At 52.9% G+C, this 12,911-nt stretch carries 14 protein-coding genes and 1 tRNA gene; 9 read left to right on the top strand and 6 right to left on the bottom strand.

The window, feature by feature from the left end; all coding sequences use genetic code 11:
• Positions 1-17: 17 nt before the first annotated feature.
• From MIM_RS11925 to MIM_RS11905, 5 genes are read left to right on the top strand one after another with little or no spacing between them, the layout of a single operon-like run.
• Positions 18-179, top strand: a complete 162-nt coding sequence (locus MIM_RS11925) for a cbb3-type cytochrome oxidase subunit 3 (RefSeq protein WP_025372984.1) — start codon at positions 18-20, stop codon at positions 177-179.
• A 4-nt stretch (positions 180-183) separates the two neighbouring features.
• The gene (ccoP, locus tag MIM_RS11920; protein ID WP_025372983.1) at positions 184-1,086 is read left to right on the top strand and encodes a cytochrome-c oxidase, cbb3-type subunit III; all 903 of its coding nucleotides are present in this window, start codon (positions 184-186) and stop codon (positions 1,084-1,086) included.
• Between the two features lie 24 nt (positions 1,087-1,110).
• Positions 1,111-2,610: a cytochrome c oxidase accessory protein CcoG gene (gene ccoG / locus MIM_RS11915; protein WP_025372982.1), complete on the top strand. Its 1,500-nt coding sequence runs from the start codon at positions 1,111-1,113 to the stop codon at positions 2,608-2,610.
• Positions 2,611-2,624: 14 nt separating this feature from the next.
• Positions 2,625-2,867: a FixH family protein gene (locus tag MIM_RS11910; RefSeq protein ID WP_025372981.1), complete on the top strand. Its 243-nt coding sequence runs from the start codon at positions 2,625-2,627 to the stop codon at positions 2,865-2,867.
• 2 nt (positions 2,868-2,869) lie between these two features.
• Positions 2,870-3,124, top strand: a complete 255-nt coding sequence (locus MIM_RS11905) for a hypothetical protein (RefSeq protein ID WP_025372980.1) — start codon at positions 2,870-2,872, stop codon at positions 3,122-3,124.
• 36 nt (positions 3,125-3,160) lie between these two features.
• Here MIM_RS11905 and MIM_RS11900 read toward each other — a convergent pair whose 3' ends face one another.
• The 5 genes from MIM_RS11900 to MIM_RS11880 all read right to left on the bottom strand — a co-directional run bounded on the left by MIM_RS11900 (position 3,161) and on the right by MIM_RS11880 (position 8,932).
• A complete protein-coding gene (locus tag MIM_RS11900; RefSeq protein WP_025372979.1) occupies positions 3,161-3,919 on the bottom strand; it encodes a helix-turn-helix domain-containing protein in 759 nt (252 codons plus the stop codon).
• A 312-nt stretch (positions 3,920-4,231) separates the two neighbouring features.
• The gene (locus MIM_RS11895; protein ID WP_025372978.1) at positions 4,232-4,993 is read right to left on the bottom strand and encodes an ABC transporter ATP-binding protein; all 762 of its coding nucleotides are present in this window, start codon (positions 4,991-4,993) and stop codon (positions 4,232-4,234) included.
• A complete protein-coding gene (locus MIM_RS11890; RefSeq protein WP_025372977.1) occupies positions 4,990-5,805 on the bottom strand; it encodes an ABC transporter ATP-binding protein in 816 nt (271 codons plus the stop codon). The genes MIM_RS11895 and MIM_RS11890 overlap by 4 nt, the downstream gene beginning before the upstream one ends.
• The gene (locus tag MIM_RS11885; RefSeq protein ID WP_025372976.1) at positions 5,802-7,721 is read right to left on the bottom strand and encodes an ABC transporter permease; all 1,920 of its coding nucleotides are present in this window, start codon (positions 7,719-7,721) and stop codon (positions 5,802-5,804) included. Before MIM_RS11885 ends, MIM_RS11890 begins: the two co-directional genes overlap by 4 nt.
• A 38-nt stretch (positions 7,722-7,759) precedes the next feature.
• Positions 7,760-8,932, bottom strand: a complete 1,173-nt coding sequence (locus tag MIM_RS11880) for an ABC transporter substrate-binding protein (protein ID WP_042071360.1) — start codon at positions 8,930-8,932, stop codon at positions 7,760-7,762.
• Positions 8,933-9,378: 446 nt separating this feature from the next.
• On the opposite strand from MIM_RS11880, the gene MIM_RS11870 reads away from it, so the two are divergent.
• Positions 9,379-10,008 (top strand): LysE family transporter, encoded by a 630-nt coding sequence (locus MIM_RS11870; RefSeq protein WP_025372973.1) that lies wholly within the window; start codon positions 9,379-9,381, stop codon positions 10,006-10,008.
• A 162-nt stretch (positions 10,009-10,170) separates the two neighbouring features.
• On the opposite strand, the gene MIM_RS11865 is transcribed toward MIM_RS11870, so the two are convergent.
• Entirely contained in the window at positions 10,171-11,160 is a 990-nt protein-coding gene (locus MIM_RS11865) for a Bug family tripartite tricarboxylate transporter substrate binding protein (RefSeq protein WP_025372972.1), read from the bottom strand.
• 358 nt (positions 11,161-11,518) lie between these two features.
• On the opposite strand from MIM_RS11865, the gene MIM_RS11855 reads away from it, so the two are divergent.
• From MIM_RS11855 to MIM_RS11845, 3 genes are all read left to right on the top strand, one after another.
• Positions 11,519-11,603: transfer RNA gene (locus MIM_RS11855), tRNA-Leu, on the top strand.
• Positions 11,604-11,917: 314 nt separating this feature from the next.
• Positions 11,918-12,241: an STAS-like domain-containing protein gene (locus MIM_RS11850; RefSeq protein WP_025372970.1), complete on the top strand. Its 324-nt coding sequence runs from the start codon at positions 11,918-11,920 to the stop codon at positions 12,239-12,241.
• A gap of 7 nt (positions 12,242-12,248) precedes the next feature.
• Complete coding sequence (locus MIM_RS11845; RefSeq protein ID WP_025372969.1) at positions 12,249-12,803, top strand: hypothetical protein; 555 nt, start codon at positions 12,249-12,251, stop codon at positions 12,801-12,803.
• Positions 12,804-12,911 lie beyond the last annotated feature (108 nt).

The following is a 12,911-nucleotide window of genomic DNA, read 5'->3' as shown; positions in this document are numbered from 1 at the left end:
CAGGGACAGGTGAACACATGGACATCGCAATCGGGATCATGACCATCGTATCCATTATGACGTTTTTCGGGATCATTGCCTGGGCCTGGTCCAGGCATCGCGTGAGCGCTAACGACGAGGCAGCGCGTCTGCCGTTCGCCGTCCCTGACGAAGCAACGACAACTCGTGGTGAAGGGTAAAAAAATGAGTGATTTTTTCAGTAATTCTTGGGGTTATTACATTGCCATCGTGTCTCTGGCCGGGGTGGCGTGGTGCGTGTGGCTGCTGTTTACCCAGCGTCGCTGGCTCAAGAGCGCAACGCCGCAGGTCGAAGACACCGGCCATGTCTGGGACGAAGACCTGCGCGAACTCAATAATCCGGTTCCGCGCTGGTGGACGGTGATGTATCTGGGGCTTTGTGCTATCGCGCTCAGTATCATGTTGCTGTATCCGGCTCTCGGTTCCTATCCGGGCCTGCTCGGCTATACGTCTGCCAAGCAGGTGGTCACTGAGCGCGAGGCACAGGCGGCACAAATTAAACCGTTGTTTGAGAAATTCTCGGCTTTGTCGGTACAGGAGCTGGCCGGCAATCCGGAAGCCAATGCCATCGGCAAGCGCCTTTTCCTGAACAACTGTGCACAATGCCATGGTTCCGACGCCAGGGGCGCACCGAATTTTCCCAATCTGACCGACAGTGACTGGCTCTATGGTGGTACACCAGAGGTCATTATCAAAACCATTACAGATGGTCGTCATGGTGTCATGGCGCCGCTGGCTGCAGCGATTACGCCCTCGGAAGCCAATGAAATCGCTCACTATGTGCGCTCTCTCTCGGGTCTGGCCAGTGATCCAACACTATTGGCAGCAGGTCAGGCAGGGTTCAAAAAAGTGTGTTTCGCCTGTCACGGCATGGATGGCAAGGGCAACCAGGCGCTGGGTGCGCCCAACCTGACCGATGAAATCTGGCTGGGCGGCAGTTCCCGCGAGACCATTGTCAATACGATATTGCATGGGCGCCAGGGCGTGATGCCAGCACAGAAACACGTTTTGTCTGAAGATCAGATCCGTATGCTGGCCGCCTATGTTTGGGGTTTATCCAACAAATAATCACACCTGGAAGAATCGTCAATCATGTCCGATAAGCAACCAGAGCAGTCTGCGGCAGAGGAGGTGCCCGCCTGGCAACCACCCAGATTGGTTCAGGCGCGGGTCGCCTCTGCCGATGACAGCAGCATGCAGATCGAAGAGATCCGCGCAAAAATATATCCGCGTTCTGTGACCGGTGTCTTTGCCAAATGGCGGATTATTCTGGTGCTTGCCACCCAGGCGATATTCTATGGTTTGCCCTGGCTGCAATGGAACGGCCGTCAGGCGGTGCTGTTCGATCTGGCCGAGCGCAAATTCTATATCTTTGGGATTGTGCTCTGGCCGCAGGACGTGTTCTACCTGGCCATCATCCTCATTATTTCGGCTTACGGCCTGTTTCTGTTTACAGCGCTTGCGGGTCGGCTATTTTGCGGATACGCCTGTCCGCAAACGGTTTATACCGAAATATTCATGTGGATAGAGCGCAAGGTGGAAGGTGATCGCGTTGCCCGCATCCGGCTTGATGAGTCGCCAATGAGCCTGCGCAAGTTCAGGATAAAGGCAACGAAGCACTTTTTATGGCTTGTGGTGGCCTGGTGGACGGGGTCAACATTCATTGGCTATTTTTCTCCCATCCGGGAGCTGGGCGTTGAACTCATCCATTTCGAACTGAGCTTCTGGCAGTGGTTCTGGATGATCTTCTATTCCTTTGCAACCTGGGGCAACGCCGGCTTTCTGCGTGAGTCCGTCTGTAAATATATGTGCCCCTATGCACGCTTTCAAAGCGTGATGGTAGACAAGGACACCTTTGTCGTCACCTACGACAGGATTCGGGGCGAGCCGCGAGGTCGTCGATCCAAGAAAGTGGTTCCCAGCGAAGCCGGATTGGGCGATTGTGTTGACTGTACCATCTGTGTACAGGTCTGTCCGACCGGGATCGACATCAGGGATGGGCTGCAGTATATGTGCATTGGCTGCGGCGCCTGTATCGACGCCTGTAATCAGGTGATGGATAAAATGAATTACCCAACGGGTCTGATCCGCTATACGTCCGAAAGCGGGATGCTCGATGGGCTGGACAAAAAACAGGCGCGTCAGCGTTTGTTCAAGCCTCGCATTTATGTATATATCACGTTGTTGAGCGTATTCATTATTGGTTTGCTGGTTTCGCTGTCGCTGCGTTCACCCCTGAGGGTAGATATTGTGCGTGATCGGGGTGTGCTTGGGCGGGAAATACCGGGCGGCCTGATCGAGAACGTTTATCGCATTCAGGTGATTAATATGTCGGAACAAGATCAGAAATTTGTTCTGAAGGCCACTTCCAAAGATATCGGACAAGTGGCGGTGTTGGTGGGCGAGGGCAATGAGCAGGAAATTGATGTACCGGCTTTCTCCAACCAATGGGTGCCTATGGTAATTCGCATCGCAGCCGAGGGGGCGGCCAAGGGATTGCATCCATTGACCCTGTATATAGAAAACACCGATAGGACCAAAGGCACGTTGTCGGCTCAGCACGATACCACTTTTTTTGTCCCTAATGAATAACAAGGAGCGCTAAGATGCCACTGCAGGAACGAGATAACGGACCCTGGTACAGGGAACCCTGGCCGTGGTTGCTGATGGCAGGCCCTTTTGCTGCCATCATTGGCTGCATCATTACGATTGTGCTGGCATTCCAGGACAATCCTGATCACGAAGTACGACTGGATGCGCGCAAGCACGGGTTGATGGTGCTTCGGGAGGGGGACGGGCCGGTGGTTACAGCGCCGCCGACAGCCAGTCATAATGCCCCTCGGGAGTAACCATGCGTACTATCATGTGGATACTCTGGCCATCGTTTCTTGCCGCAGGCTTTGCCAGTGGGGTTGTGTTCGCACTGGTTGATCCCCGGGATATTCCTTTGTTCGGATATATCCGTATTTCAAGTGAACTGGCCTATGCTGCCGGTTTCTTTCTGTTCTGGCTTACCGCTGCGTTCTCCAGTACACTCAGCTTTTTTATGTCCAGCAGCGGTAACAATTTATCGCTGTTTTCCAGGAATACCGAACAGGAAGACTAACCCAGCGGCAGGCTGCAATCGGCGCATTCTCGCGCCTTAGGCAAGTGCCCTGCGCAAGTCTGTGCGGTGCATATTTTCGTTTTGAATCAGCGTTTGCAGGCCATTGAAGTCCAGAATTCGCACCTCTCGCTGATGGATGCGGATCAGGCCTTCCTTGGCAAATCGTGACAGCAGGCGGCTGACTGTTTCAAGTGTCAGCCCCAGATAGTTGCCGATTTCCTCACGGCTCATGCGTAGCACATACTCACTACCCGAATAACCCAAACAGGTGAAGCGCTGCGAGAGATTGATCAGGAACGCAGCCAGCCTTTGTTCGGAACGCATGGCGCCGAGCGACAGCACCATGCTATGCGAGCGCGAAATTTCCTGGCTCATAAGGCGAGTAACACGATGGGCCAGCGCCGGAATTTCCTTGGACAAATAAGTCAGATCGCTGGTGCGTATAACACACACTTCAGTATCTTCCATGGCAATGGCGTTGGACACATGCACGTTCTCGGTCAGGGCATCCAGGCCGATGATTTCACCCGCAAAGACAAATCCTGTAATTTGCATATGGCCTGATTCGTTTTCCAGTTGCAGTTTCATGGAGCCCGAGCGGATGCCATACAGAGCGGTGAGCCGGTCGCCCGCCTTGAAAAAGAGGGTGCCTTTGGGAATACGGATTCGTTCCTTGACCAGCTCGTTCAGTCTTGCGGCGTCCTGAGCATTAAGCCCCTGGGGTACGCAGATATGCCCCAGGACACAAGTATTGCAGTAAACGGAATCCTTGTTCAGAAGCTGATGTTTAATCATGATATGCGCGTGACCTTGATAGCAATCAAAAAAGCCGGAGCGGCAGTGAAGTGTCGTTATTGCGGTCGCGTAACGCAGCCGGGTGGAAGGCTTGCGGTGACACGACATTCATCGAACAGCAGGTACCCATCACAACGTGCAAAGCAAGATGGATTAAGTGTATAACCCCTTAGTTTTTTTCATATATCTTTCTTACATATTATAACATAGTCGCGCATTCGCTTTCAGCGGCTCGTGATGGCTGCTAAAGCCCTGAGGACACACTGGTGCTGGTGCGCAGCAGGCAGGGCCGCTACCTGGCGACGCCTTCTGTCAAACGGCCGGATATTCGGCTTTAGCCGTCATGTCATGGGTAAGGGCATCCATGGTGTTCTCGTATTTGATCTGGCCCTTTTCCAGAATATAAACCCGATCGCACACCTGCCGGGCAAAATCCATGTTCTGTTCCGACAGAAGAATGCTCACACCCTGTGCCTTCAGGGCCAGCACCATTTTTATCATCTGTTCGACCACAATGGGGGCCACGCCTTCGGACGGTTCGTCCAGGAGCAGCAGGAATGGGTTGCCCATCAGCGTGCGCGCCACAGCAAGCATTTGCTGTTCGCCGCCACTCATTTGTCCGCCGCGGCGTGTCCGCATGTCGGCCAGATTGGGAAATAAGGAAAAAATTGCTTCTGTTGACCAGTGCGCCACGGCCTGACCGTCCGGCCAGACGCGGGGTGGCTGTCTGCCGGTATCCAGATTTTCCATGACACTCAGGTCGGCGAAAATCCGTCGTTCTTCGGGAACAAAACCGATGCCGGCCCGGGCGATCTGGTGTGGTTTCCAGGCCACAATATCCTGCCCCATAAACCGGATCAGGCCCTGATGCTTCACCAGCCCCATAATGCTTTCTATGGTGGTCGATTTGCCTGCACCGTTGCGGCCCATCAATGCCACCACTTCACCTTTTCCCACCGTCAGATTCAGATCAAACAGGATATGGGCTGCACCATACCAGGCGTTCAGATCCTGCACCTGCAGCAATACTTGCGGTTGCGTTGCTGCGGGGGCCGTGTGCTGAGGGTGGGTCATGGCTGTCCTCCGTGCGTAGTCGCGGCACTTGTACTGATAAGAGGAGGACGGGTGGTTTCCTCTTGCGGGTTCAGGCTGGTACCGAAATAAACCTCACGGACCTTAGGATCCTTACTGATTTCGTTCGGTGTGCCCTGGGCAATCAGTTGACCGCGGGCCAGCACCAGTATTCTGTCTGCAAAACCAAACACCACATCCATGCTGTGTTCGGTAAACAATACTGCGGTATTGCGTGCGCGGGCGATATCTCGCGTTAACGTCATCAACGCCTGGCGTTCGCGGGGAGCCATGCCTGCAGTAGGTTCATCCATGAGCAAAAGCCTGGGCTCACTGGCCAGTGCCATGGCAAGTTCGACGCGTTTGATATCTCCATAAGCCAGTTCTGAGCAGGGTCGATCGGCCTGCGCCAGCATGCCGACTTGCTCAAGTAGTGCGCTGGCTTGCTCGCGGTAAAGCCTGTCGGCCGCTTGCCAGATATGATAAGTGTTACGCCGATAGGAGAGCAGGGCATTTTGAATGTTCTGCAGCACTGTGAATGAATGGAAGGTAGCAGCAATCTGAAAAGTGCGGCCTACACCTCTTTTCCAGATTTTTCTTGCAGGCAGATTGGCAATGGACTCACCGGCAAGGAGAATCTGGCCGCGCGTGACGGGCAGTTGCCCGCCAATCATATTGAAGGTGGTTGTCTTGCCTGCGCCGTTGGGGCCGATCAGTGCCAGCAGTTCGCCTGCCTGCAGGCTAAAGCTGATATCGTCTACGGCAATAAAGTCACCGTAGCGTCGGCTCAAATGTTTAACTTCAAGCAGATTCATTGTGACTTTCCCGCCATTCGTGCCTGGGCATCGCGCTGCCACCACTGCCCGAGTCGACTGCCAAGGCCGACCAGTCCTTGTGGAAACAGCAATACCAATAGCAGGATGATCAGGCCGAACAGCCCTTTCCAGTACTCGGTAATACCTGTAATGTAGTCATGCAGGAGAACATAAAACGCGGCGCCGCTTAAGGGGCCGGTTAGCGATTGAATGCCGCCCAGCAGAACCATGACAAGGCCGTCGATTGATTTGCTCACGTACAGTTCCTCGGGCGATATGCTCCCTTTGGAAAATACGAAGAGCGCGCCAGCAAGCCCGGCAAAAAATCCCGCAATGACAAATGCAATCCATTGCACGCGCATGCTGTCTATACCGATAGCGCCGCTGCGTTCACTGGAGTCCCGGCTGGCTCGTAGCGCAAAGCCCAGGGGAGAGAACAATAACCAGCGCAGTGCCAGTACCGACAACAGCACAATGACCAGCACGAAGTAATAAAAATGGACCGGATCTTCCAGCCAGGCGGCGGGCCAGATGCCGATCAGACCGTTGGAGCCGCCGGTGACATCATTCCATTGATAAGCCACAGACCAGGTAATCTGGGCAAAGGCCAGAGTGAGCATGGCCAGATAAATGCCCGACAGCCGTACACAGAACCAGCCGTAAATCAGCGCAGCAACAGCTGCGATAAAGGGCGCCAGGGCGATCGAAAAAGACATGGGCAGAGCATAACGCTGCAGCAATAATGCAGCGGCATAGGCACCTACGCCATAATAGGCCGCATGGCCAAAGGAGTGCAGGCCGCCTGCGCCCATGATGAAGTGCAGGCTTGCGGCAAAGAGCACGGCAATGAGCATATCCTGTATCAGCACGGGCAAATAGGGGAAGGATTCCATTGTCAGTGGCACACAGACAAGCAGTGCAAGTATGCCGACCCCAAATATTTTAAGCAGCACACTGGCGGGGCGGTAGGGCGCTTCGGGTGTGCTGGTATTACGCGGCGTGCCGGTACGGGCCCCAAACAGTCCCCAGGGCTTGAAAATAAGGACAACAGCCATGATCAGAAATTCAACTACCAGGGTCAATTGGGGCAGGGCAATGTCAATGCCAGCCAGATGTACCGTACCGAGTCCGATGCACAGCGCTTTGACCTGAGCAACGATAAACGCCGCAACGAATGCGCCCGGCATCGAGCCCATGCCACCAATCACCACGACGGCAAAGGCATCGCCAATGGTCAGCAAATCCAGGTTCAGGCTGGCCGGTTCGATGGGTAGCTGCAGTGCGCCACCCAGGCCGGCAAGGAATGCACCCAGCGCGAATATGCCGGTAAAGAGCCAGCTCTGATTGACGCCCAGCGCTTCCAGCATTTGCCGATCCTGTGTTGCTGCTCGGATGAGTGTACCCCAGCGGGTGCGGTTGAGCAGCAGCCATAGCAAGAGCAGCACAATCGGGCCGATCAGTATGAGTAGCTGGTTATAGGTAGGGAATTGTCGGCCAAAAATGGGGATGGAGCTGGCCAGACCGGGCGCTTGCGGCCCCAGCAGATCCTCGGGACCCCACAGCCACAGTGCCAGATCACTTAGTATGAGGACCAGCGCAAAAGTGGCAAGCAATTGAAACAGTTCAGGGGCCTGGTAGATGCGTCTGAGGACCAGCAGTTCGATAACGGCCCCAAGCAGACCCACCAGGATGGCGGCAAGCAATATAGCCGGCCAGAATCCGCCTGAACCGGCTGGCAGATAATGTGTCGCCAGGCTGTAGGCAAAATAAAGGCCGAACATATACAGTGAGCCATGGGCAAAATTAACAATGCGACTGACGCCAAAAATCAGCGACAACCCGCAAGCGACCATGAACAACGAAGATGTGCCGGCAAGGCCATTGAGAAACAGAACTGCAAATCCGCTCAGGTCCACGCGCAATCCTTAGATAGAAACCATTGCGTGCCGGGCCGCTATTTGGCAGGGCGCATCTTGGCCACTTGCGCATCATCAGGCTGAGCAGTTGCGCCATCGATATAGCGGATGTCTGTCATGATACCGCGACCATCTTTGGTATCCAGCTTGCCAACATAGGCCCCGAGAGTGGATTGATGATCCTGCGGACGATAGGAGATCGGGCCGAAAGGCGATGTGACTTCAAGACCGGAGAACGCCTTGCGCAGGGACTCGGTATCGGTCGCACCGGCCTTGCGAAATCCTTCTGCCAGCGACTTGATGGCCATATAGCCAACGATGGAACCCAGTCGCGGATAGTCGTTAAAACGTTTTTGGTAAGCTTCAAGAAATGCCTTATGCTCAGGCGTATCGATAAATTGCCACGGATAGCCGGTCACAATCCAGCCTTTGGGTGTATCGGCACCCAGGGTGTCCAGGTACTCTGGCTCTCCAGTCAGGAGACTAACGACCGGCATGCCGTCAAAAAATTTACGGGTCGTGCCGGCGCGCACCAGCTTGGTGACATCAGGGCCGAACAGGACATTGAAAATGGCGTCGGGCCTGGCTTCGCCCAGCGCCTGGATCACACTGCCTGCATCTACCTTATTCAATGGAGTAGCCTGCTCTTGCACGAATTGCACATCGGGCTGCGCCTGTTTTAGCAGGGTTTTGAAAGTTTCGGCGGCAGACTGGCCATATTCGTAATTGGGGTAGACAATCGCCCAGCGCTTTTTATTGAGTTTGGCCGCTTCGGGCACCAGCATCGCCACCTGCATATAGGTGGACGCGCGCAGGCGATAGGTATAGTCATTGCCGTCAGCCCAGACCAGCTTGTCGGTCAGGGGCTCGCTGGCCAGGTAAAACACCTTCCGGTGAGCTGCAAAATCGGCCAGCGCCAGCCCGATATTGGATAAAAAGCCGCCCGTCAGGGCGTGCACCTTGTCCCGGCTGACCAGTGCCTGCGCTTCCTTAATGGCATTGCCCTGATTGCCCGCATCGTCACGGATGATGATTTTCAGCTTACGGCCATTGATGCCGCCGTCCTGATTTGCCTCTTCTGCGGCCAGTTCCATGCCGTTTTTATAGGGTTCCAGAAAAGCAGGAAATATTTTGTAGCTGTTAATTTCACCGATACGGATCTCGTTGGCTGACTGAGCATGGACGGCGGGCGTCATAGCCACACAGGTCATTACACTCGTGATGAAAGCCAATAACCTCTGCTGGGCGCCATTTCGCATGATATCTCCTGATCATTGCTGATTTCTAATGTATCCCTAAGTGTAATTTAGTTACCGCTATTTTGATAATGAATATGATCCGGAGCCCGGATTTTGTTGCGGCTGCGTTTGCATCGCTATAAGGGCGGATTGATTTATAATATGGTTTCTGGTCCTGGCGGCTTTTTTTCGGCCACTTTGTCTGGCAGCTTCTCGCCGTACGTACGGCTATTGACCCGCTCGCAAAACTGCGTCCAGGGCTTTACCGTGCTTGTGGTCTTGCAGCCGGGCCGGTAACCGTTTCTATTTTTTCCAACTTTTCAGTTTCTGTCATTACTGCAATCGTCGGCCGAGAGGGGGGGGCGTGGTTGTCGGCCGGTGACCGTCTGTATGTTGTGCCTTTCTGAAGGATATGAGTTATGTCATGGCAATTGTGGTCGGCGTTTTTTCTGGCTTGCTGGATTATCAGCATTTCGCCCGGAGCGGGTGCTATTGCCTCCATGTCTGCCGGCGTCAATCACGGCGTGCGTCTCGGCTTCTGGAACATTCTGGGCCTGCAGCTGGCGCTGGCGACACAAATCACCATTGTTGCTGCCGGCGTAGGCGTTTTGCTTACCACCACCAGTTGGGCATTCGCGCTAATCAAGTGGTTCGGCGTAGTTTATTTGCTTTATCTTGCCTGGCAACAATGGCGGGCGCCCGTGCGTGAAATCAAGCTGGACGCCCAGGTGTCTGATGTTCCAGTGCACAAATTGGTATTGCGTGGCTTTCTGGTTAACATGAGTAATCCCAAGGCGATGGTGTTCCTGCTTGCCGTGCTGCCTCAGTTCATTGACCCGCGTGCGCCACTCGCGCAGCAGTATTTTGTGATGGGTGTCACCATGACCGTGGTGGACGTCATCGTTATGACCGGATACACATGGCTGGCATCCCGCATCCTGCGATTGATGCATTCGGCGAAACAGCAGAAAATTCTGAATCGTGGATTTGCCAGCCTGTTTACGCTGGCTGCCGGTTTACTGTCTCTGGTTCACCAGGCGGGCAAGTAAGGCGGTAAAACCGCTCAGTCTTTAGCTGTCATGTCGGTGTATCCGGCCCGCCACAGGGCCCGAGCCGGATGATGCGTTAATCAAGCCGTTGACGGCTCTTTCGCATGCCTGTTTTATCCGGGCTGGTTCCCGGTGGCGCCCGATTCAAAACGGGCAGTTAATCTACTTCGCTGCCAATCCTGCCTGCTGAATAATCGCCTGATTATTACGTGACTCTTCGTCAATGACCTGCTGAAAAGCCTGCGCGCTGCCACCGCTGGGGATATTGCCCGATTGCCGCAGGCTGTCTGCAATAGCAGGATCGTGTAACGCGTCATTAAACGCCTTGTTCAGTGTTTCGATCACTGTCGCGGGTGTGCCGGCAGGTGCAACGATACCAAAATTGGATTTGAGGTTGGCTTTGGGTTGCCTCAGCTCTGTAAATGTGGGGGTGTCGGGCAGGCCATCAATGCGATGCTCGGCGCCAATCGCCAGTGCATGCAGTTTGCCCGCTTTGATATTCTCTATCAGGGTTGCAGAAACATTGGTAGAGAAGATCTCAAATTGTCCGCCCAGTGCATCATTCATTTGCTGGCTGCCGCCTTTATAGGGGATCAGGGTCATGTCCAGCCCTGCATCGTGCGCAATCTGACCAAACATAATATGGCCGATCGTACCCATCCCTGATGTTGCCCACCGCAGTTTGCCGGGCTCCTGTTTTGCTTTTGCGATAAACGCGTTGAAATCAGTGGCGCCGAGTGTCTGCGTTCCCAATAGAACGACCGGGGAATACATGATTCCGATCACTGGAGTGACCGCTTTTTCAGGGACGTAACTGACCTTGGAGAAATAGGGCGTCAAGGTTAGCGGACTGGTTGCCGAAAAGGCCAGTGAATAGCCGTCGGGTTTGGCGCGGGATACGTCGGCGATATTGATGGTACCGCCGGCACCGGGGCGGTTTTCTACAACAACCGGCACGCTGAGTGTATCGGCCACTTTCTCGGCTAGTCTGCGCGCAACCACATCGCTCAGACCCCCGGCCGGATAGCCCACGGACAGGCGAATGGCATTTTCGGGAAACTCACCTGCTGTCGCAAGGGGAATGATGGCAGTGCTAATGGCAAGGGCAATGGACCGTTGCAGGAATCGCGAAACGTTGGAAAGGGTGTTCATATTGGCAAAAAACAAAAAGCAAGGAATGAGGGGCAGGGCGTATGCGGTTAGCGAAGTCCTGTGTGTCAGTCGGAATTATATGACAGATGACATCGCGTTAAAGGAGCGCGCATACGCCGCCGGCATGTACGCTGTAGGGCTTGCCGCTATGCACGTCAGATCCGGGATCTCACGGGAACGGATGGCTGTGCTGGAGACGTGCAGGTAATCCCAAATCCTGCTTGAAGCATTTTTGCAACATTCAATTCGATTTTGGCATTTTTTTAAAGAAAACAGGCACACCTACTAGCGTTTTTTTGTGGGAGTATATATAATCCTTTTCTTAGCTCTTCGACAGTAAACAACAGTTTTCTGTTTTGCCCAGGTGGCGGAATTGGTAGACGCGCATGGTTCAGGTCCATGTGCCTTCGGGTGTGGGGGTTCGAGTCCCCCCTTGGGCACCACTGGTTTTTATGATTGTTATTTAAAGCAGTCGATAACATCAGCCAGTTATTTCCAGCATTAGCACATTTAAACTTGTCTCAAAACGGGACGAGCAATCACAAAACGCGATTCTTCGCACCATCTCAACCGTAAAGGGCCTCGCCCTGTCAGACGGTAAATCTCAAAAACGTATAACCTCTATCGGTATTGAGCGGTAGTGCAGGTTTCTCTTATAATTCTGACATACAGCAACAAGCCTATATTAGCCTTGATTATCCAACTCCAGGTACTTTGGTTCTTTGGAACAGGCCGTTTCAAGATGGAGAGTTTAACGATGACTAAATCTTTGATTTCGATTTCGAAGCAATATTCTCGATTCCCTGCGGGCAGATATCGTAAGGACGGACCTTATTCAGGCGAGCGTTTTAGAGATGAGATATTAATTCCGGCGCTGAGAGACAACCAGGAAGTTACCGTTGATCTTGACAACGTTATGGGGTTTGGCTCCTCTTTTCTGGAGGAAGCGTTTGGTGGCCTAATGCGGCATGGGGTGTCTTACGAAACTATCGTTGATAAGCTTCACATAAAATCTTCAGTGGAAACCTATAAAAACAGCATCAAGCAGTATATGCTTGATCAGTCAAAAAGGAATATGTAATTCTTATATGTTTCACTTTTTGCAAAGGCACTTTGGTATTGTCATTTTTGCAATATGTGTAGTACTTGCTGTGGTTTATTTAAGCGATGGGGCGACGAATAGACTCGCCGTTCTTTCTAGCGTCATCGTTGTTGTTTGTGGCTGGGCCTACAACGCGAAGATAGCTGACGAACGTGAAACCCGCAAGGAATTGCGAGCAGATATTGCTGAGATTAATAAATCAATTTATGAAATCATTGACCTGGCGCAACAATATAATCCAAAAAACGAGACTCAAAATGTTGAATTTTTTAAGTCCAGAATCTATTTAATTGCAAAATCCAGCGCGTTACTTGGATCCATTGAGCAGTTAATTGGCGAGTCGGTTTTCCATAATCATGAATTAGAGCGACAGCAGTGTAAGCAATTAGCAACTAAATTTTGGGAGACCGTTTGTGGTGACAATATCGAGGATGGCGACACTATCCTGACGAATGCATATGATTCTAAACAGGATCAATATTACTATGGAAGTGAATTGAGTAAAATGCTAAATATCTTATTTAGAGCCTGCTTCAAATAGGGTTCAGGAGATTTTTTTCGGAACATCTCAACTGCAACGGGCCTCGCCCTGTCAGACGGTAAATCTCGAAAACATATAAACTCATCTACTCGCTGTGGTGGTGCTCGC

The sequence above is a fragment of the Advenella mimigardefordensis DPN7 genome, from assembly GCF_000521505.1.
GTDB lineage: Bacteria > Pseudomonadota > Gammaproteobacteria > Burkholderiales > Burkholderiaceae_B > Advenella > Advenella mimigardefordensis.
Note: the sequence above shows the minus strand (reverse complement) of the source record. Positions and strands in the feature narration are given on the sequence as shown.

What these genes read in the sequence shown, in the direction of transcription:
- MIM_RS11850 (WP_025372970.1), top strand. Translation starts at nt 11,918, where the DNA reads ATGACTAAATCTTTGATTTCGATTTCGAAGCAATATTCTCGATTCCCT.
- MIM_RS11900 (WP_025372979.1), bottom strand. Translation starts at nt 3,919, where the DNA reads ATGATTAAACATCAGCTTCTGAACAAGGATTCCGTTTACTGCAATACT.
- ccoG (WP_025372982.1), top strand. Translation starts at nt 1,111, where the DNA reads ATGTCCGATAAGCAACCAGAGCAGTCTGCGGCAGAGGAGGTGCCCGCC.
- ccoP (WP_025372983.1), top strand. Translation starts at nt 184, where the DNA reads ATGAGTGATTTTTTCAGTAATTCTTGGGGTTATTACATTGCCATCGTG.
- MIM_RS11870 (WP_025372973.1), top strand. Translation starts at nt 9,379, where the DNA reads ATGTCATGGCAATTGTGGTCGGCGTTTTTTCTGGCTTGCTGGATTATC.
- MIM_RS11925 (WP_025372984.1), top strand. Translation starts at nt 18, where the DNA reads ATGGACATCGCAATCGGGATCATGACCATCGTATCCATTATGACGTTT.
- MIM_RS11895 (WP_025372978.1), bottom strand. Translation starts at nt 4,993, where the DNA reads ATGACCCACCCTCAGCACACGGCCCCCGCAGCAACGCAACCGCAAGTA.
- MIM_RS11865 (WP_025372972.1), bottom strand. Translation starts at nt 11,160, where the DNA reads ATGAACACCCTTTCCAACGTTTCGCGATTCCTGCAACGGTCCATTGCC.
- MIM_RS11890 (WP_025372977.1), bottom strand. Translation starts at nt 5,805, where the DNA reads ATGAATCTGCTTGAAGTTAAACATTTGAGCCGACGCTACGGTGACTTT.
- MIM_RS11910 (WP_025372981.1), top strand. Translation starts at nt 2,625, where the DNA reads ATGCCACTGCAGGAACGAGATAACGGACCCTGGTACAGGGAACCCTGG.
- MIM_RS11905 (WP_025372980.1), top strand. Translation starts at nt 2,870, where the DNA reads ATGCGTACTATCATGTGGATACTCTGGCCATCGTTTCTTGCCGCAGGC.
- MIM_RS11880 (WP_042071360.1), bottom strand. Translation starts at nt 8,932, where the DNA reads ATGACCTGTGTGGCTATGACGCCCGCCGTCCATGCTCAGTCAGCCAAC.
- MIM_RS11845 (WP_025372969.1), top strand. Translation starts at nt 12,249, where the DNA reads ATGTTTCACTTTTTGCAAAGGCACTTTGGTATTGTCATTTTTGCAATA.